This window comes from Pseudomonas sp. SGAir0191, assembly GCF_002812565.2.
Classification (GTDB): Bacteria; Pseudomonadota; Gammaproteobacteria; order Pseudomonadales; family Pseudomonadaceae; genus Aquipseudomonas; species Aquipseudomonas parafulva_B.
The window spans coordinates 2,332,010-2,350,922 of sequence record NZ_CP025035.2; the positions used below are offsets into that span (position 1 = coordinate 2,332,010).

Genomic DNA, 18,913 nt, shown 5'->3' on the forward strand with positions numbered 1-18,913 from the left:
TCGCTGTCACCTTCACCAAGGACAGCGCCATGACCGAAGGTTTCACCCAGACCCTGCGCCGCCAGAGCGAGACGACATGGGCCGCCGCCACCGGCCATCGTTTCGTGACCCAACTGTGTGACGGCAGCCTGCCTGACCCCATCATGGTCGACTACCTGGTCCAGGATCATCGCTTCCTGGACAGCTTCCTGATGTTGCTGGGCGCCGCCATCGCCACGGCCGACACCTTCGAGGCGCGCCTGCGCCTGGGGCGATTCGCGGGCATGATCAGCAGCGAGGAGAACACTTACTTCCTGCGGGCGTTCCAGGCGCTGGGTGTCAGCCCGGCGCAGCGTGATGAGCCGATGGACACGGTGCCCACGGCGGCGTTCAAAGCCATCATGCGCGAAGCGGCTGCCACCCGCTCGTACGCCGCCGCGCTGGCAGTGCTGAGCGTCGCCGAAGGTCTTTACCTGGACTGGGCGCTGCGCGCGCCCAAACCCCTGCCGTCGCGTTTCATCCACGCTGAATGGATCACCTTGCACGACAATCCGGATTTCCAGGCGTTCGTGGCGTTCCTGCACGCCGAACTGGACCGCGTCGGCCCTCTGCATGCCGCGGTGGCGCAGGACTTTCACCAGCGCACCGTCGCGTTGGAGCTGGCCTTCTTCGACGCCATCTACCCGCAGGCGCAATGAACATGGACATCTTCGATCGGCTCAAGCAGGCCGCTGCACCGCAGTGGCGCGGTTACGTCGACCATGCCTTCGTGCAGCAGATGGGCGATGGCACGTTGAGCGAAGCCGCGTTTCGGTCCTACCTGGTGCAGGACTATCTCTTCCTCATTCAGTTTGCCCGCGCCTGGGCGTTGGCGGCGTACAAGAGCAGGCGACCGACCGATATCCGTGCCGCACAGGCGGGGCTGGCGGCGATCCTCGACGAAACCGACCTGCACGTGCGTCTATGCGCACGCTGGGGGCTGAGCCAGGCTGACATCGAGGCGGCCCCCGAGCACCCGGCCACCGTGGCGTACACCCGGTATGTACTGGACTGCGGTGCCGCTGGCGACTTGCTGGAGTTGCACGTGGCGCTGGCGCCCTGCGTGATCGGCTACGCCGAGATCGGGCAGTCCCTGGCCGCACGCATCGGCAATCTGGACCCGCATCCCTACCGCGAGTGGATCGGCGAATACGCCGGTGCCGGCTACCAGGCCGTTGCAGCAGCTGCACGCACGCACCTGGATTCGTTGGCGGCGCGCAGCATGACGGATCAGCGGTTTGCCGAACTGGTCGCGATCTTTGCCCAGGCCTCGGGGCTGGAGGCCGATTTCTGGCAGATGGGGCTGGACATGGCGTGACTAGGCAGCCGCATGCCTGGATCGCCACTATCCCCGTGTGCCGTTGGCTGGCAAGCTGTAGTGGAAAAGGGGGCACGCGGATGACCGCCGCAACTGGCCCGCAGCGCTCGAAGACGATCCAGGACGAGGAAGGACAGCATGAACATCATCAACGCACGGCTGCGTGGCAAGCCTGGCCTGTACCGCATCGAACTGGCCGGTCAGCGCATTGGCGCGATCACTGCGCAGAACGAGGGTGTGCTGCCCGTGGCCGGCGCCGATCTGGATGCCGCCCAGAACCTGGTGGTCCCCCCTTTCGTCGAGCCGCACATCCACCTCGACGCGACCCTGACGGCCGGGCAGCCTGAGTGGAACATGAGCGGCACGCTGTTCGAGGGGATCGAGCGCTGGGCCCAGCGCAAGCAGAGCACCACCCATGAGGACATCAAGACCCGGGCCAAGACCACCCTCCAGATGCTGGTCGATCATGGCATCCAGCATGTGCGCACCCATGTGGATGTAACCGAGCCGGGACTGGTGGCACTCAAGGCCATGGTCGAGGTGCGCGATGAAGTGCGTGATCTGGTCGATCTGCAGATCGTTGCCTTTCCCCAGGAGGGTATCGAATCGTACCCCGATGGCCGCACATTGATGACCGAGGCGGTGGCCATCGGCGCCGATGTGGTGGGCGGTATTCCCCATTTCGAGAACACCCGTGAACAGGGTGTGGCGTCGATCCAGTTCCTGATGGATTTGGCAGAACGCACCGGCTGCCTGGTGGACGTGCACTGCGACGAGACGGACGATCCGCAGTCACGGTTCCTGGAAGTACTGGCCGAACACGCTCGGGTCCGGCAGATGGGGGCGAGGGTGACCGCCAGCCACACGGTGGCCATGGGTTCGTACGACAATGCCTACTGCTCGAAGCTGTTTCGGCTGTTGAAGCTGTCCGGCATCAACTTCGTGTCATGCCCTACCGAGAGCATTCATCTGCAAGGGCGCTTTGATACCTATCCGAAGCGCCGTGGGGTCACCCGTGTCGCCGAACTCGACCGTGCTGGCATGAACGTGTGCTTCGGCCAGGACTCGATCGTCGATCCGTGGTATCCCCTGGGCAACGGCAATATCCTGCGCGTGCTCGAGGCGGGCCTGCACATTTGCCACATGCTGGGCTATCAGGACCTGCAGCGCTGCCTGGACCTGATCACCGACAACAGTGCCCGCGCCTTGAACCTGGGTGAGCGCTATGGCATCGAGACCGGTCGCCCTGCGAACCTGCTGCTGCTCTCGGCCCCGGACGACTACGAGATGGTGCGCAGCCAGGGCCACGCGCTGGTGTCGGTGCGCAACGGAAAGGTACTGATGCGGCGCCGGCCTGCGCAAGTACAACGCGAGTTCTGAATCCGGCGCTTTCAGGCGGCGATGGCCGCCAGCACACAATCGGCGATCTGCGCATCCTGAACGGCAACGCCGGTCAGGTCAGCCAACGTGATCTGGTCGTCGGACTCCCGGCCACGGGCTCGGCTTGCCAGCAGCGCGCCAAGTTCGACCAGTTGGCTTGCGGTCACCAGGCCTTTGCCGATCGCATGGGACACTTCGCCATATTGGGCGCACTGGGTGATCGAGTCGACGACCAAGCGATCGGCCCTGGTGACCAGCCCAGGGTCCAGCTCTTGCTTGCCAGGGCCGTCCGCACCGACAGCAGTGATGTGAGTGCCCGGTTGTATCCAGTGGGCCTGCAACAGCGGCTCGCGCGAAGGTGTGGCGCTGACGATGAGGTTGGCAAGGCCCGCCAGTTCCGCGGCGTCGTGTGTACTGCGCACGGTAAAACCAAGATCCCGCGCCATCGTCACGTAAGCGCCTAGTCCTTCGGCGTGACGCCCCCAGACGATCACCTGGCGGCAGTCGGTGACGCTGCGCAACTGCTCCAATTGCATGCTGGCCTGCATGCCTGTGCCCAGGATGCCGATGGCCTTGACCTGTGAGGGCGCGAGCAGCCGGGCCGCGATCCGTCCCGCCAGTGCCGTGCGCATCGCCGTGAGCCAGCCTTGGTCCTGGAGCAGGGCCAGCGGCTGGCCGGTGTGGGCCGAGAACACCATCATCAGCCCGTCGTTGCTGGGCAAACCGTTGGACGGGTTGTCATAGAAGCCGGTGGACACCTTGACGGTAAAGGTGGGGCTGCCCACTTTGTAGGCAGACTTGATGCAGCAATCCCCGTTGCTCTCGGCGAAGGTAAACGCCTGCACAGGCGGTACCTGAACGTTGCCCGCGGAATAGGCGATAAAGCCCTCTTCGATGGCGCTGAGCGCCCGCTCGGTGTCGAGGCTCGCGAGGATCTGAGGCTTGGTGATCAGCTTCATTTGACGGCCTCGAGGAAGGTATCCAGGGCGATGTTCCGCCCACACAGCACCACAGCTACGCGTTTGCCTAGGTACCGGTCCGCGCATTTTTTCATGGCGGCCACTGCGACAGCTGCCGCGCCTTCGATGATCCACCGCTCGCTGCTGGCGATGTCGCGCATGGCGGCGCGTATTTGCGCTTCGCTGACCAATACAGTATCGGTGAGCAAGGCCTGGCACAGGGGCAGGGTGATGGCGCCTGGCTCGACGCCGCCTGCCGTGCCGTCGGACAGCGTGGGACTGGCAGGTACGTCGATGATCCTGCCGGCCTTGAGCGACTGCTCAAGGGCCGGGTCGTTCTCGGGCCAGCAGCCGATGATGTCGACACCCGGTGCCAGGGTACGCAGGGCAGCGCCAATGCCGGCGATCATGCCGCCACCACCCACCGCGACGAATACGGCGTCCAGGTCTGGCGCCTGCTCGAACAGTTCCATGCCGATGGTGCCCTGGCCGGCGATCACCTGCAGATCGTTGTAGGGCGATACGAAGGGCACGCCCTTGGCCTGGGCTTGCCTGGCCGCCTCCAGCTCCGCGCTCAAGGGATCGGTCGGCAGGCAGATCACTTCAGCGCCGAGGTTACGCATGGCTTCGACCTTATAGGTTGACGCCGTAGTGGTGGTGTAAAGGGTCACCGGAACCCCGGCGGTTTTGCCGGCCAGGGCCAGTGCCTGGCCATGGTTGCCAGACGAGGCGGCGATGACGCCATGCTCACGTGCACTCACAGGCAAAAGCCTGACTTTATTACTGGCCCCGCGAAACTTGAACGAACCGGTAGGTTGCAGGTGTTCGCACTTGAGCCATACGTCCACGCCGGTGGTTGCTGACAGGAGCTGGCTGCGCGTCAGCGGGGTTGTGCTTACCGCTGGCCGCAAGGCGGCATGAGCGTGCTTGATCGCCTCGAACAGAGCGTCGAGGTCGGGTTGGCAGACGGTTGGCGGTGCAAGGTCGGACATGGCGCTTAAGGCTCCGTATGGAATTAGTGTCTACGGTAGACGTATTGTCCATGCTCGTGCAAACACTTCTTTCAGCCTGGGTCAATCCTGGCGCTCAAAATCGTCATCCCTTGAGCGCCTTGAGGTATTTGTAAACCGTCGCACGCCCCATGTTCAGCACATTGGCCACATAGTCCACGCCGCTTCGGCCTTCGAACGCACCCTCGGCGTGCAACGCCTGCACCAGACTGCGCTTGTCTCCCATCTGCATTGTCTGGAGGGACAAATGGCGCGCCTTGAGCCAAGCATGCATGAAGGTATTGATGCGCTCCTGCCAGTCATCGCGAAACAGCGCCTGAGGCTGCTCGACCAGGCGACCCATTTGAAAGAACGCCTCCAGCGCATGACGGGCGTTTTCGAGCACCGACAGGTCCAGGTTGATGCACATCAGGTGCCGAGCATCACCCTGCTCATCTCGCAAGACCGTACTGATGGAGCGGACCTTCTGACCGTTCCAGTTCAACTTCTCATAAGGGCCCAACTTGGCGCCGCCGAGCAGATCGTCCAGGTCCTCGGCAATGGCCGAGTCATCTCCCAGGCTGCGCTTGGAGATGTTGTTGGCGATATGCACCACCGTCTGGGTGCGCAGGTCATGGATGACGACTTCGGCATGGGGATACAGCAACAGGGCAATGCTTTCGGCGATTGCCTGGTAGTTCTCGAGCGACATGCGGGCCACTGTGCATTTTAAGGAAGCGCTTATGTTGGCTCCGAGTGCCCGCTCGCACAAGGCGCCGTATACCGAGCAAGCACCCTGTACACGCCAAGACCGGCTGGTGGCGACCAGAACCGGCCCAAAATCGGTCTAACATTCGATAAGCCGTGATTATTCCATGTGAGATTGCACTTGTTTTAGCAGTGCCGAACCAGCAGAATTGGTACGTAATTACATAGTACGTACCACATTACGAAATCGTAGGAGCATGCATGGCACGTGGCGGCATCAACAAGGTGGTTGTGCAACAGGCCAGGCAGGCTTTGATTGCAAGAGGGGAGAACCCCAGCATCGATGCCATCCGCATCGAGCTGGGCAATACAGGCTCGAAAACCACGATTCACCGCTACCTCAAGGAGCTCAACGGACAGCAGCCAATGCCCTCCGAAGGCGGCGCGCCGATCAGTGAGGTATTGAGTCGCCTGGTAGGTCAGTTGGCGACGCAACTGCAAGACGAAGCGGATTTGGTGATCGAGCGGGCAGAAAGCGCCTTCACCGAGCAGCGCGAGGCGCTCGAAGCGGCCTTGGCGGGAGCTGAGCAGGCGCTTGCAGCGGCTGACCAACAGCACGAAATCGATGCAGCGGCCTTGCGTGAGGAGTCAGAGAAACTCAACAGCACGCTAAGCACGCTACAGGCTGAGCAGCTGCGCAGCGCCAGCCTCAACCAGTCCCTGGGGGAACTGCAAGTACGCCTGGCGGATAAGGATGAGCAGGTCAAATCCCTGGAAGACAAGCACCGACACGCCCGCGATGCGCTTGAGCACTACCGCACGGCTAGTCGCGAGCAGCGCGAGCACGAGCAGCGTCGTCACGAAGCTCAGTTGCAGCAGATGCAGGTTGAAGTACGGCAGTTACAGCAGGCCATGATCGTCAAGCAAGACGAGCTCACTCGCCTGCATCGAGATAACGAGCGTCTGCTAGGGGAGAATCGCCAGGCGAGCAGCGAACGGCGGGCTCAGGAACAGCTGCTTGAGCAGCGCGACGCCCAGATCCAGGGCTTGCGCACGATGCTGGCACAGGCCCAGGGGAGCAGCGACGAGCTGCGCCGCCAATTGGCTATACAGGCCAAAGCGCTGGAGGACAGCAAGGTCTTGTGCCGGGATCAGGCGCTAAAGCTTGAGACGCTGAAGCGGGAGCTGACAGAGAACCAGGCGTCGTTGCGCCTGTGTCAGGATCAGCTAAGGGATGGAGAAGATAAATAAAACTTTCTGGCGCAACGGCTTTCTTCCCTAGACAGCCATTTGGAGAAGACCGCATGAGCGAACGAGGCACAACCCACGGCACGCAGCACGGCCCTCACTCGACCGACGAAGCCGATAAACCGGATGATCTTGGCTTTGACCCTGATTCTCCCGACCTCGATGATCCTCAGGTAGACCCCCAAGGCCCCGCCAAACCACCAAGGGATGTAGAGAAAAACACCTGAAGGACATGCACCAAGCAAAAGGCCCTGATCGATACGATCAGGGCCTTTTTTTATCAGGCGTCCGCGTCCGGGTAGGTTTTCCCGGTGCTGGCCAGCGGACGTCAGGCTTGTGCCTGTTTTTCCACTTCAGCCTGCTTGGCCGCCTCGACACCCTTGGCAGAGAGCTTGATCGGGTAGTTGAGCGTCATCTCATGTTCAGCATCCACACTTACGCTACCGTCGTGGATCAGGCCATCGTCCTGCAGCGATTTGAGCATGCCGGCCACAGCTTTTTCGCCGCGGTAGTTGTCCAGCAATTCCTTGCCCAGACCATGGGGGTGAGCATGGTTGAGTCGGGTCAGGATTTCGCTTTTCAGTGCGTCGTTACTCATGCGCGCCTCACTTGCCATGCTGGGTTTGCAGTGCCTTGGCTTCTTGCAGGTGTTTCTCAAGAGTTGGCAGGGTCTTGGCAGCGAATGCCTTGAGCTCAGCCTTGTCGGAAGAAGTGGCTTCTTTCTTGAACAGTTCGACGGTCTTCTCGTGAGCATCAACCTGATTGTTCACGTAAGACTTGTCGAAGGACTCGTCACGCCATTCCAGAATCACTTTTTTCACCTTGTCGGTGATGGCCGCATCATCGGGCACCGAGATGTCCAGTTTCTTGGCAATTTCTGCCAGCTCCTGGTTGGCCTTGGTGTGGTCGGTGACCATGTGCTGGGCAAAGGTCTTGATCTCGGCGTTCTGGCTTTTTTCCAGAGCAAGGTTGCCGGTCACGATTTCTGCGATGCCGGCTTCGGTAGCCGCGTCTACGAAGTCGTCCGAGCTGGCAGCAAAGGCGTGAACCGAGGCCATGCCCAGCACCATGGAAAGGCCGACGCGCTTGATGAAGAGATTGCTCATGTTTCACTCCTTAAACGATGGCGCGACATCAGTGTCGCGTACTGTTGAGGGCGCGCGCGGGCCAAAGGTTTCATCTTTTTTGCATCAACAGGGTGTGGCAGTGGTCAACAGCGTTGACCAAGCACGTGCAGGGGATGTGCATGCGAAGCGCCAGGCAGACCGATGAAGAAAGAGCCCTTGCGCTGGCGGGCCAGGGACGAGCGGTGGCCCTGTTTCGCCTGGTGCTGGCGTTCATGCTGGTGGTCATGACCACGTTCGCAGCCGTTGAGGGCTGGCGAATCTGGCGTGATTACCGGGACGCGTTCCACAATGCCGCGAACATGGTGACCAATCTGGCCCAGGCCACCGCCCAGCATGCCGAGGATGCCATTCGCCAGGTCGATTCCATCAGTGCGGCGCTGGTGGAGCGCGTGCAAGGCGATGGGTTCGAGCACTTGGATCGCAAGCGCATGCATGGGTTGCTCAGCCAACAGGTGCGCATCATTCCTCAACTCCACGGCCTGTTCATTTACGACAGCCATGGTCGCTGGCTCGTCACTGACCGCTCGGCAACGCCGCCGGCCGCTAACAATGGCGACCGTGATTACTTCATCTACCACCGCGACCATCCCGATAGCGCCATTCGCATCGGTGCAGTGGTACGCAGCCGCTCGACGGGCGATCTGATCGTACCTATTTCTCGGCGCCTGAATTACCCGGATGGGCGTTTTGCGGGCGTACTGCTTGGGACCATCAAGGTCGACTGGTTCGTGCGTTACTACGGCGAATTCAAGATCGACGAACGTGGTGCGCTGGTGCTGGCCAAGCGCGACGGTACGATCCTGGTGCGGCGCCCATTCGTCGAACCGCTGCTTGAGCGTAATCTGGCCAACAGCGATATTTTCAAGCACCACTTGCCCTATGCAGCCCAAGGGTTGGTCGAAGCGGTGGCCGTCGTCGATGGTACACCGCGCCTGTACGCTTACCGAGCCTTGGCCAGCTATCCGCTGGTGGTCGAAGCGGGCCTGTCACGCGAGTCAATCATCGCCCCCTGGCGCCAGGATGCGATCAAATCGCTGGTGGTGTTACTGGTGCTGGTCATGGTCCTTGCGTTGTTCGGTTGGGTGGTCCTGCGCCAGGTGCGCGAACGCATCGTGATCGAGCGCGCCTTGCACCAGGCCCACCAGACCCTCAAGACCCTTGCCTTGACAGACAGCCTGACCGGGTTGGGTAATCGTCGCAGGCTGGACGCGGTGTTCGAGCCCGAGCTGCGCAGGGCTCGGCGCCAGGCGTATCCGGTGTGCGTGGTGATGCTCGACTTGGATCATTTCAAGGCCTACAACGACCGTTACGGACATGCGGCAGGCGATCAGTGCTTGCAACGCTTCGGCGAACTGCTGCGCCAAGCCGCCCAGCGTCCGGCAGATCTGGCCGTACGCTACGGGGGCGAGGAGTTTACCTTGCTGTTACCCGACACGGATGTACGCGGAGCGAAGGCGTTTGTCGAGACGCTGCAGCAAGCTCTGCGCAAGGAGATGCTGGTGCATGCGGGCAGTCCACTGGGGATCGTCTCTTTCAGTGCGGGTATTGCGGTGGCAGAACCCACGCGCAGTGAACAGAGTCCACAGCAACTGCTCGAAGCCGCAGATGCGGCACTGTATGAAGCCAAGCGCCAGGGACGGGACCGCTACGCGGTCGCTGACCCTTGAGAACCGCATGGGGATGCAGGCAGCCCGGCCAGCCCTGGCGGGCATCGACTTCATGCCTGAAGCTGCCAACGTACCGAACTGACGCCCTTCTCCAGGCTGACCCGGCTGACCAGCCGCTCCAACTGGGCGGGCGCCTGTGAGGTACCCAGCAACTGGGCACGCACTTCCAGGCGGGCCGGGTCTGGCAAGTCCTCGCTGTGCAAGGACTGCAGGCGCAGTTCAGGCTCGCCGAGGCTATGCAGCATCAAGCTGCGTACCTGAATCTCATCCTGGGCTCGACAGACAATACGCACCTCGAACTGCTGTTCTACCTCCGTGGCGGGCACCACCTCCTGGCGGTCCAGGCGTTGGGCGATATCCCGTAGCAAGATGTTGGCGCACAGCACGACCACCGCGCCCAGGGCTGCTTCGAGCAGCAGCCCCAGGCTGCACAGCACGCCGATGGCAGCGGTGCACCACAGCGTTGCCGCGGTGTTCAGCCCCCGCACATTGAAGCCGTCACGCATGATGACGCCGCCGCCCAGGAAACCGATACCCGACACCACATAGGCCGCCACCCGGGAGGCGTCGGTAGGCGCCATGCCTGGAACCGCCTGGGTCATCAGTACGAACAGACAGGCACCCGTGCTGACCAGGCCGTTGGTGCGCAGGCCAGTCAAGCGCTGACGCAATTGGCGTTCGGCGCCGATCAAAGCCCCTAGCAGCAGGGCGGTGCTGACACGCAGCAGAAATACTTTCCAATCCATTACGAACCTCTTCCACGGGCACAGGCCCGCTCTAACGCCATCACTCAAGAAAGCGCGGTGGTAAAAACCAGAGATGCGAAAGGACCACAGGGGGGAAGGAGGGGGCGATGCTGTGCATCGGCTGCCTCGGCAACTCGGCCAGGCAGCGTGGGAGACTGCCGGGCTAGCGCGCCGCGTGGGCCTGTCGCAAGCGACTGGGGCTAGTGTCCAATGCAGGGCTCCTATTGGTGAATGCAAAAGTGCGGCGCGGACGATAAGCCCGACCCTCGATCAGGTCAAGGGTAAAAACATGACAATGGCTTAATCCGGAAATGCCTGACAAGCCTGCCGGTACGATGGAAAAATTCACGGCCAATGGTTAACCTTTTGCCTTTTCTGAACCGTTGCGGGCTGATCCATGCTGTTCAATATCCTCGTCCTGCTTGGCACACTGGTGGCCATGGAGGGTGTCGGCACCTTGGCGCACAAATACATCATGCATGGCTGGGGCTGGTGGCTGCATCGCTCGCACCACGAACCCCACTTGGGCGTGCTCGAAACCAACGACGTGTACCTGCTGGCACTGGCGGTGATTTCGCTGGCACTGGTGGCGGTCGGCAAAGCCGGGCATGCGCCATTGCAGTGGGTCGGAGGCGGGGTGGCGGCTTACGGCGCGCTGTACGTGATTGCGCATGATGGCTTTTTTCACCGTCACTGGCCCTGCACGGTGCGCCCGGTGGGGCGCTACCTGACGCGCCTGCACCGCGCGCATCGGCTGCACCACGCCGTCAAAGGGCGCAAGGGTAGCGTGTCGTTCGGTTTTTTCTACGCGCCACCCTTGAAGCGGCTGGTGCGCGAGCTGCGGCGCAACAGGGGCTCTGCTCTCTGAGGTCTCAAGCGCACAGACGCCTTTGCTGATCGAGTCGCCTCCACCATACTGCCTGCCCGGCATACATTGCACTGTCTGGACCTGCGCAGTAGCATGCGCGCTTTTCAGCCCAGGACTCGCCCTTCATGCCGTATCAGCAAGGTCTGCTTGCCACGCCCGTGCCGGTGCACGCGCGTCACCTGTTCTTCTCCATCGAGTCAACCGAGGCCGTGCCTGCGGCCCTCGATGCCTTGCTGGGCCATGTCGACGGCCTGCGCGTGACACTGGGTGTGGGTGCCCCTTTGGCAAAAGCCCTGAACGCCCAGATCGAAGGCCTGACCCCGTTCCCGCTACTGGACGCCGCGGTCGAGAACCCCAGTACCCAGCACGCGCTGTGGCTGTGGTTGCGGGGTGACGAACGCGGGGACCTGTATCTGCAGGCCCAGGCGCTGGAGCGTCTATTGAGCCCAGCCTTTGCGCTGGTTGATCACGTCGATGGCTTCCTCCACCGAGGCGGCCGGGATCTGACGGGCTACGAAGACGGCACGGAAAACCCCAGCGGCGACGACGCCATCGAAGCCGCCATCCTGGGTGAGGGTGCGCCTGGCTTGCAGGGGTCGAGCTTCGCCGCGTTCCAGCTGTGGAAGCACGACATGCACTACTTCAAATCGCTGCCACAGCAGGTGCAGGACAACATCATCGGCCGGCGCCTGAGCGATAACGAGGAACTGGATGATGCGCCTGAGTCCGCCCATGTGAAGCGTACTGCCCAGGAAAGCTACGCACCCGAGGCTTTCATGGTGCGTCGCTCGGTTTCCTGGGCTGATACCCGCGGTGCAGGGCTGGCGTTCGTGGCGCTGGGTACGTCTTTCACCTCGTTCGAGGTTCAGCTGCGCCGCATGAGCGGGCTGGAGGACGGTGTGATCGATGCTCTGTATCAGTTCACGCGCCCGCTGACCGGGGGCTACTACTGGTGCCCGCCGATGGCGCAGGGTTCGCTGGACTTGCGCCTGTTGTTGCAGCCCGAGGCTTAAACATCCAGATACACAAGATGATCGCAAGACGGCTCCCACGAACTAGCATTGGATATTTCCGCTCTGTTACGGAGATTTCCTATGTATGGACGTCGGGATGTCCTACGTGCGGGCGCTGCGATCGGTCTGCTGGCCACCAGCCCCTGGCTGAGCGCAGCTACAACGGCGAGCCTGCTGTCGCGGCCGATTCCGTCAACGGGTGAGCCACTGCCGGTGATCGGCGCCGGCACGTCAGGCAGCTTCGAAGTCGAGGCCGGCTCAGCGGACTACCGGCAGCTGTATCAGGTGCTTGACGCCTTCTTCAAAGGTGGCGGTCGGGTCATCGACACCTCTCCCAACTATGGCGGCGCCGACAGCATCCTGGGTCAACTGCTCGCCGAAGGCGGGTGGCACCGCCAGTGCTTCATTGCCACCAAGATCGCCGCCAACAGCCGCGCAGATGCCCAGGCCCAATGGGACGGCACGCTGCGCAGCCTGCGCACGGACAAGGTGGACCTGCTACAAGTGCACAATTTGCGCGACTGGCAACAGCAGTTGCCCTATGCACGTGAACTCAAGCAACAGGGCAAGACGCGCTATGTGGGCATCACCCACTATCTGGACTCGGGACACGACGAGGTGGCCGCGATCGTGCGCAGCCAGGCTCTGGACTTCATCCAGATCAATTACGCAGTCAATGCCCCGGGCGCTGCGCGTGAGCTTCTTCCCTTGTGCCGTGACAAGGGCGTGGCGGTGCTGATCAACCGCGCCTTCGATGACGGTCGTCTGTTCGCGGCGGTCAAGGATCGCGCCCTTCCAGAATGGGCGCAGGAACAGGGCATCGGTAGCTGGGCCCAGTTGTTCCTGAAGTTCGCACTCAGCCACCCGGCAGTCACCGCCGTGATACCGGCCACTGGCCGACTGGATCGTCAGTTGGACCAGCTCAAGGCAGGGCAGGGTCCGATGCTTACCCAGGCGCAGCAGCAAGCGCTGATCAAACAGTTCGCCTGACACCATGGTGACGCGGCGACAGCGCCTGCAGCAGATGCTGGACATGCGGCCTGGGGAAGCGCCAGCGGTTCTGGCAGGCAGCCTACTGTTCTTCATGCTGTTCACGGGGTATTTCATGCTCCGGCCCGTGCGAGAAACCATGGGCGTTGCCGGTGGCGTCGAAAACCTGCAATGGCTGTTCACCGGTACCTTCATCGCCACGTTGGTTTGCCTGCCTGTGTTTGGTTGGATGGCCTCCCGTGTACGGCGCCGGCACATATTGCCTTGGACCTATGGCTTCTTCATCTGCAACCTGCTCGCCTTTGCCGCGCTATTGGCACGCCATCCCGACGGGCCTTGGGTGGCGCGGGCGTTCTATATCTGGTTGTCGGTATTCAATCTGCTGAGTATCTCGTTGGCCTGGAGCGTACTTGCCGACCTGTTCAGCACCGAGCAAGGCAAGCGCCTGTTCGGCGTACTGGCAGCAGGGGCGAGTGTGGGCGGGTTGTGCGGGCCGCTGCTCGGCACGCTGCTGGTTGCGCCCCTTGGACACCCCGGTTTGTTGACGCTCGCGGCCGTGTTGCTGCTGGGCAGCGTACTGGCCGCCTGGGTGTTGCAGCGTTGGCGCACGAATAATCCACTCCCGACCCGCGATCCCCCTTGCGATGGCCGCGCACTGGGCGGCAATCCGTTTTCCGGTGCAACGGCGGTAATACGCACGCCGTACCTGCTCGGTATTGCTCTGTTCGTCGTGCTGCTGGCCAGTGTCAGCACATTCCTCTATTTCGAACAGGCTCGCATTGTCAGTGAAACCTTCACCGACCGTACTCGGCAGACGCAGGTGTTCGGCGCAATAGATGCAGTCGTTCAGGCACTGGCCATTCTCACGCAGCTGTTTTTCACCGGTCGGCTCGCTCGACGCCTGGGGGTGCGGGTGTTGCTGGTGGCAGTGCCGCTGGCCATGGCTGCCGGGTTCATGTGCCTGGCCTTGTCGCCTGTCTTCGCCCTGTTCGTCATCGTGATGGTCGTACGGCGGGCCGGCGAGTATGCCCTGGTTCGGCCTGGCCGCGAGATGCTGTTCACCGTGGTCAGCGCCGAAGACAAGTACAAGGCCAAGAACTTCATCGACACCGTGGTCTACCGAGGCGGGGATGCGGTCAGCGGCTGGATAAAGCGGGCCCTGGACCTGATGGGGGATCATCCACAGGTGGCCATGCTAATCGGAGCACTACTTGCCGTCTGCTGGGCCGCAACCGGTCATTGGCTCGGTGGCCAGCAAGGTCGACGCGACGAAAGCCATCGCCGCTGACAGGTACGCCAACTATTGGGCTGACCCTTCTTTAACGCCGTTTGTCAGAAGCCTTCTCGATAATGCGAATCCTCGCGCATGGGTGTACTCCCAAGTCATGTACGGCATTGGCGCCGTGCATTCCGAAGTCATAAGAGGTTTCAGATCATGGCCACTAAAGACAACAGCCGTAGCGGTAACCAGCAGGGCAGCCAGGGCGGTAGCAAAAATTCGGGCAACTTCGCCAATGACCGTGAGAAGGCTTCCGAAGCCGGCAAAAAGGGGGGGCAAGCAAGCCACTCCAGCGAGTCGGGCCGCAAAGGCGGCAAGTCGTAAGTGAAGATTCGCAGTGCCAGGCTAGCCTGGCACTGTGATTCTTCGATTAAGGAGCCAGCCATGCGCACATTCCCACTGATCACTCTCATGGGCGCCTTGACTCTCGTCGGCGGTTGTTTTGACCGCGACAACAATCACCCCGGCAAGGACTCCGATGCCAGCAAGCCGTCCTTGCAGATGCAAAAACCTGACGAACAAACCGCACCCCGTCCTGCGCCAGCCCCGGAGTCGATGCCAGGGCAGAAAGCCAACCAATAATACGCGCACGAGGAATACGCCATGACGGTCATGACCTGCCAGACCGCCGCGATGGTCCAAGCCCCATCTATCGCTCCCAGCCTGAAAGATCGCTATCACGCCCTGCTCGAGGGCCATGACACCAGTAGCCGGGCCTGGCTCGATAGCCAGCTGGCTCAGGCCCGGAGCATGCCTGACGACCTGCCGGATGACCCAGCGCAACTCGACGCCTGGAGCTTGCAGCACGCTGCCGGTGTGGCCGAGGGATACAAGGCGTACCTGGAGCAGCGCAAGCAGGGCGGCCCGCGGCGCTATTTCGCCAACCGCGCCCAGGCGTTGTGGTTCCTGCAGCAAGTCGAACCGACCAAGGTGGTGGACGGCGCCTGGCTGTTCAGTACCCTGCGCCAATGGCGAGATCCACGCTACCACGGCCTGATCCGTACCTACCTCGAGGAGCTGGGCAGCGGTGACCCTCGCTGCAATCACGTGCTGATCTACCAGCGCCTGATGAGCCGGCTCGGCTGCCTGGAGCGTCCGGACCTGGACGATTCCCGCTACCTGCAGGCGTCCTTGCAATTGGCCCTTGGCGAGTATGGCCAGGACTATTTACCTGAAGTGATCGGTTACAACCTTGGCTACGAACAACCGCCTTTGCACCTGTTGATCACAACTTACGAATTGGCTGAGCTGGGCATCGACGGATTTTACTTCCAGCTGCACGTCACCATCGACAATGCAGCCAGCGGTCATGCCCATCTGTCGCTCCAGGCCCTGCGCCAGTTGTGCCCGGCTGATGACGTGGCAGGCTTTTATGAGCGGGTCCGTCGGGGCTACCGTCTCAACGATCTAGGGATCAGCACCCCTGCGCTCATCGCAAGTTTCGACTTGGAAGCTGAGCTGCTCCAGGCCCTGGAGCACAAGCGCAATTTTGGGCAGTTCATGCACTCGGACCACTGCCGCCTGCAAAAACGCACCATCAACCAATGGCTGGCCGAGCCAGGCGCCATGCCGGCCTTTCTTGACGCCATGCAGGCCCAGGGTTGGATTCGCCGCGGCGAAGCCCCTGAGCAAAGCCGCTGGTGGACGCTGATCGAGGGGCCGACCGCGCCCATGTATGGTGTATTTACCGCCTACGAGAAGCAGCTGTGGCACGATTGGATCGCCGCAGGTTCACAATCGCGCATTCGCCGTGTGTTACCCGGCAGCTGGGAGGCCGTCCTGCAGTTGCAGGACCAGGCGCCGGTTACCCAGCGGCAGCGCCCTGCGCACCACGATATTGATACGTTGATCTGTGCCATGTCCGGCAATAAACATGCGACGCCCGAAGGACTGGCCGCGACTCAGGCTTACATACAGGCCACTGGCCTGCTCCAGGAAGGATCTCACTGATGCCCCTCGATTCACCACAGACAGCCGCTGACCAAGCCCTGCTGCAGCTGGGAAAGCGCCTTCGCGCTGATGGTTACCACTTTACCTGCGTGACGCCGGCGACCCATGCATTGGTTAATGCGCGACCAGGCGCAGAGAAGGCTTGCACCGTCCGGGATGTATTCGGTTGGAGCCGGCCATTTGCCGGCTCGATGCTTTCGGCCGATGAGCTGGACTTGATGAAGACCGCTGGCGTGGTGAAGTCTCATCGAGACTTATTGGCCAGTACCATTCGTTGGTCGAGCCTCGACGGGCTGCTACTGGTGCACTCGGCCTACCCTACGCAGGCCAGCGATGCGGTGTTCTTCGGCCCCGACAGTTACCGGTTCGCTCATGTCATCCAGGATCACCTGCAATCGACGCCCAAGCGCATAGAGCGTGCAGTGGACATTGGCTGTGGCACAGGGGTGGGCGCACTGGTGATTGCCCGTGCAGCGCAGCATGCGCAGGTGACCGCCGTGGATATCAACCCCAAGGCACTGCGTTTCACTTCGGTCAATACAGCGCTCGCTGACATCGATAATGTGTCTGTGCAGCAAAGCGATATTCTGCAAGATGTGACAGGTGAGTTCGACCTGATCGTGGCCAATCCGCCCTACATGCTTGACGATGGGGAACGCACGTATCGGCATGGCGGAGGTTCACTTGGGGCGGAGCTTTCGCGACGCATCATCGAACAGAGCCTTGAGCGACTGAGCGTGGGCGGATCACTGTTGCTGTATACCGGCGTTGCTATCGTCGAGGGGCAAGACGCTCTGCTCGAAGGCGTTCGCGAGCAGCTGGCAGGCCCTGAATTTTCCTGGGTCTATCGAGAGATCGACCCTGACGTGTTCGGCGAGCAGTTGTTGGAGCCGGGGTATGAGCGGGTGGAACGTATCGCCGCGGTAGCGCTGACGGTTACGCGCAATCGTTGAGACCGGAGTGTTATCGACACGCCTGGACCATCGTGGCATTAAGCGGCTGCCGTAGCAGACCTGCCTGTGCAGACACATCCTTGACCTAACCACCGGTTCAATGAGAATAGCGGGATCGACAACCGTTTCTCCAAGGACCGTAGCCATGATGCTGGCCCCGCTGTTCCCCCGTGTAGCCCTGGAAGACACGCTGTTCGTCTTTGCCCTGGAGGCAGAGGCGGGCGGTCTGTTCGGGCATCTGAATACGGTCTTCACCGGTATTGGCAAGGTGAACGCGGCCATCGCGCTCACCCGCGCTGTGACTACGCGCAGGCCCAGGCTCATCGTCAATCTCGGCTCGGCAGGCAGCCGGCTGCATGGCAAGGGCAGCCTGGTGTGCTGCACACGGTTCGTCCAGCGCGACATGGACGTCACGCCTCTGGGGTTTGCGCGCTACGAAACGCCGCTTTCCGACATCCCTGTCGTACTTGAACATGGGCTGGCCATTGCGGGGCTGCCTATCGAAACCTGTGGCACAGGCGATAATTTCGAGATCAGCCACGGTGATGCGCCCTATGACGTGGTCGACATGGAGGCCTATGCGCTGGCGCTTGTCGCACGATCCGAGGACATCCCGTTCGTGTGCCTGAAATACATCTCCGACGATGCCGGGAGCGATGCAGCCACCGACTGGTCCGTGCAGGTGCACTTGGCGGCAGAAGCCTTCAAGCGGGTGCTCTTCAACCCTGGTTGAATTTCGCCTGATGGCTGTGTGAGCCACCGGGCGCTGCGGTTAAACCTTTGTCGATATGGCGCAGTCACTTGAGGTATCAGCAGATCACTCAGGGAGCATGTCAATGGCCAGGGCAATCTGGAAAGGCGCCATCAGTTTCGGTTTGGTACACATACCGGTGGCGCTCAATTCTGCCGTCAGCAGTGAACGCGTTGATTTCGACTGGCTGGACAAGCGCAGCATGGACCCAGTGGGCTACAAGCGCATCAACAAAGTCACCGGCAAGGACATCGACAAGGAAAACATCGTCAAGGGCGTAGAGTACGAGAAGGGCCGCTATGTGGTGATCAGTGAACAGGAGATCCGCAAGGCCCGCCCGGAGGCCACTCAGACGATCGACATCTTTTCATTCGTGGACGCAGGGGAAATTCCCCTTCAACACTTCGACACCCCTTATTACCTGAGCCCTGACCGGCGCGGCGGCAAGGTCTATGCGCTGTTGCGCGAAACGCTGGCCACCACCGGGAAAGTGGCTTTGGCGACAGTCGTGCTCCACACACGCCAGCACCTGGCCCTTATCCGACCCCTGGATGAAGCCCTGGTAATGATCACGTTGCGCTGGCCGGATGAGGTGCGTGGGCTCGATACCCTTGAACTGGACACGACTGTGACCAAGGCCAAAGTGGACAAACGGGAACTGGACATGGCCAAGCGTCTGGTTCAAGACATGGCCGGCAGCTGGTCACCGGACGAGTATCACGACGCGTTTCGGGACACGATCATGGAGCTGGTGGCCGAGAAAGCCAGCAAAGGCAAGATCGAGACGGTGGAGAAGGGCGAGGACAGCAGCGGCGAGAAGAGTGCAGATATCATCGACCTCACCGAGCTGCTCAAGCGCAGCCTCGGCGGCAAAAGCACGGCGCCTCCCAAGAAGAAACCGACTACGGCCAAGAAGCCCGCCAAACGTACGCGCAAGGCTTCCTGAGTA

22 protein-coding genes are annotated in these 18,913 nt (G+C 61.7%); 16 read left to right on the top strand and 6 right to left on the bottom strand.

Features of this window, described 5'->3' with window-relative positions; translation table 11 throughout:
- Positions 1-29 precede the first annotated feature (29 nt).
- From CWR53_RS10415 to codA, 3 genes are all read left to right on the top strand, one after another.
- On the top strand, positions 30-677 hold the full coding sequence (locus tag CWR53_RS10415; RefSeq protein WP_058604565.1) for a TenA family protein: 648 nt from the start codon (positions 30-32) through the stop codon (positions 675-677).
- The gene (gene tenA, locus CWR53_RS10420) at positions 674-1,336 is read left to right on the top strand and encodes a thiaminase II (protein WP_100851459.1); all 663 of its coding nucleotides are present in this window, start codon (positions 674-676) and stop codon (positions 1,334-1,336) included. Before CWR53_RS10415 ends, tenA begins: the two co-directional genes overlap by 4 nt.
- 138 nt (positions 1,337-1,474) lie before the next feature.
- The gene (codA, locus tag CWR53_RS10425) at positions 1,475-2,716 is read left to right on the top strand and encodes a cytosine deaminase (RefSeq protein WP_100851460.1); all 1,242 of its coding nucleotides are present in this window, start codon (positions 1,475-1,477) and stop codon (positions 2,714-2,716) included.
- 11 nt (positions 2,717-2,727) lie between these two features.
- Here codA and CWR53_RS10430 read toward each other — a convergent pair whose 3' ends face one another.
- The 3 genes from CWR53_RS10430 to CWR53_RS10440 all read right to left on the bottom strand — a co-directional run bounded on the left by CWR53_RS10430 (position 2,728) and on the right by CWR53_RS10440 (position 5,376).
- Positions 2,728-3,675: an ornithine cyclodeaminase family protein gene (locus tag CWR53_RS10430; protein WP_100851461.1), complete on the bottom strand. Its 948-nt coding sequence runs from the start codon at positions 3,673-3,675 to the stop codon at positions 2,728-2,730.
- Positions 3,672-4,667: a threonine/serine dehydratase gene (locus CWR53_RS10435; RefSeq protein WP_100851462.1), complete on the bottom strand. Its 996-nt coding sequence runs from the start codon at positions 4,665-4,667 to the stop codon at positions 3,672-3,674. Before CWR53_RS10435 ends, CWR53_RS10430 begins: the two co-directional genes overlap by 4 nt.
- Before the next feature lie 103 nt (positions 4,668-4,770).
- Positions 4,771-5,376 (bottom strand): transcriptional regulator, encoded by a 606-nt coding sequence (locus CWR53_RS10440; protein WP_100851463.1) that lies wholly within the window; start codon positions 5,374-5,376, stop codon positions 4,771-4,773.
- Between the two features lie 257 nt (positions 5,377-5,633).
- On the opposite strand from CWR53_RS10440, the gene CWR53_RS10445 reads away from it, so the two are divergent.
- Positions 5,634-6,623 carry a DNA-binding protein gene (locus tag CWR53_RS10445; protein ID WP_100851464.1) on the top strand — a complete coding sequence of 330 codons (990 nt, stop codon included), beginning with the start codon at positions 5,634-5,636 and terminating at the stop codon, positions 6,621-6,623.
- A gap of 53 nt (positions 6,624-6,676) precedes the next feature.
- A complete protein-coding gene (locus CWR53_RS22960; RefSeq protein ID WP_181405475.1) occupies positions 6,677-6,847 on the top strand; it encodes a DUF6021 family protein in 171 nt (56 codons plus the stop codon).
- A 101-nt stretch (positions 6,848-6,948) separates the two neighbouring features.
- On the opposite strand, the gene CWR53_RS10450 is transcribed toward CWR53_RS22960, so the two are convergent.
- Both CWR53_RS10450 and CWR53_RS10455 read right to left on the bottom strand, forming a co-directional pair.
- Positions 6,949-7,218: a hypothetical protein gene (locus tag CWR53_RS10450; protein ID WP_058604664.1), complete on the bottom strand. Its 270-nt coding sequence runs from the start codon at positions 7,216-7,218 to the stop codon at positions 6,949-6,951.
- Between the two features lie 7 nt (positions 7,219-7,225).
- A complete protein-coding gene (locus CWR53_RS10455; RefSeq protein WP_058604572.1) occupies positions 7,226-7,726 on the bottom strand; it encodes a DUF4142 domain-containing protein in 501 nt (166 codons plus the stop codon).
- A gap of 140 nt (positions 7,727-7,866) precedes the next feature.
- On the opposite strand from CWR53_RS10455, the gene CWR53_RS10460 reads away from it, so the two are divergent.
- A complete protein-coding gene (locus tag CWR53_RS10460; RefSeq protein ID WP_078478632.1) occupies positions 7,867-9,414 on the top strand; it encodes a sensor domain-containing diguanylate cyclase in 1,548 nt (515 codons plus the stop codon).
- 50 nt (positions 9,415-9,464) lie between these two features.
- Here CWR53_RS10460 and CWR53_RS10465 read toward each other — a convergent pair whose 3' ends face one another.
- A complete protein-coding gene (locus CWR53_RS10465) occupies positions 9,465-10,160 on the bottom strand; it encodes an MgtC/SapB family protein (RefSeq protein ID WP_058604574.1) in 696 nt (231 codons plus the stop codon).
- Between the two features lie 397 nt (positions 10,161-10,557).
- Between CWR53_RS10465 and CWR53_RS10470 the strand changes: the two genes are divergently transcribed.
- From CWR53_RS10470 to CWR53_RS10515, 10 genes are all read left to right on the top strand, one after another.
- A complete protein-coding gene (locus tag CWR53_RS10470) occupies positions 10,558-11,028 on the top strand; it encodes a sterol desaturase family protein (RefSeq protein ID WP_058604575.1) in 471 nt (156 codons plus the stop codon).
- A gap of 125 nt (positions 11,029-11,153) precedes the next feature.
- The gene (locus CWR53_RS10475) at positions 11,154-12,041 is read left to right on the top strand and encodes a Dyp-type peroxidase (RefSeq protein ID WP_058604576.1); all 888 of its coding nucleotides are present in this window, start codon (positions 11,154-11,156) and stop codon (positions 12,039-12,041) included.
- 81 nt (positions 12,042-12,122) lie between these two features.
- Entirely contained in the window at positions 12,123-13,031 is a 909-nt protein-coding gene (locus CWR53_RS10480; protein ID WP_058604577.1) for an aldo/keto reductase, read from the top strand.
- Positions 13,032-13,035: 4 nt separating this feature from the next.
- Positions 13,036-14,319 carry an NTP/NDP exchange transporter gene (locus CWR53_RS10485; RefSeq protein WP_100851465.1) on the top strand — a complete coding sequence of 428 codons (1,284 nt, stop codon included), beginning with the start codon at positions 13,036-13,038 and terminating at the stop codon, positions 14,317-14,319.
- 147 nt (positions 14,320-14,466) lie between these two features.
- On the top strand, positions 14,467-14,634 hold the full coding sequence (locus CWR53_RS10490; RefSeq protein WP_058604579.1) for a general stress protein: 168 nt from the start codon (positions 14,467-14,469) through the stop codon (positions 14,632-14,634).
- 60 nt (positions 14,635-14,694) lie between these two features.
- Positions 14,695-14,892 (top strand): hypothetical protein, encoded by a 198-nt coding sequence (locus CWR53_RS10495; RefSeq protein WP_100851466.1) that lies wholly within the window; start codon positions 14,695-14,697, stop codon positions 14,890-14,892.
- Positions 14,893-14,913: 21 nt separating this feature from the next.
- Positions 14,914-16,260, top strand: coding sequence for an iron-containing redox enzyme family protein (locus CWR53_RS10500; protein WP_100851467.1), 1,347 nt, complete (start codon positions 14,914-14,916; stop codon positions 16,258-16,260).
- Entirely contained in the window at positions 16,260-17,213 is a 954-nt protein-coding gene (locus tag CWR53_RS10505) for a class I SAM-dependent methyltransferase (protein ID WP_100851468.1), read from the top strand. Before CWR53_RS10500 ends, CWR53_RS10505 begins: the two co-directional genes overlap by 1 nt.
- A gap of 145 nt (positions 17,214-17,358) precedes the next feature.
- Positions 17,359-17,946, top strand: coding sequence for a nucleosidase (locus CWR53_RS10510; RefSeq protein ID WP_100851469.1), 588 nt, complete (start codon positions 17,359-17,361; stop codon positions 17,944-17,946).
- 103 nt (positions 17,947-18,049) lie between these two features.
- Complete coding sequence (locus CWR53_RS10515; protein WP_058604584.1) at positions 18,050-18,910, top strand: Ku protein; 861 nt, start codon at positions 18,050-18,052, stop codon at positions 18,908-18,910.
- The last annotated feature ends 3 nt before the right edge of the window (positions 18,911-18,913 follow it).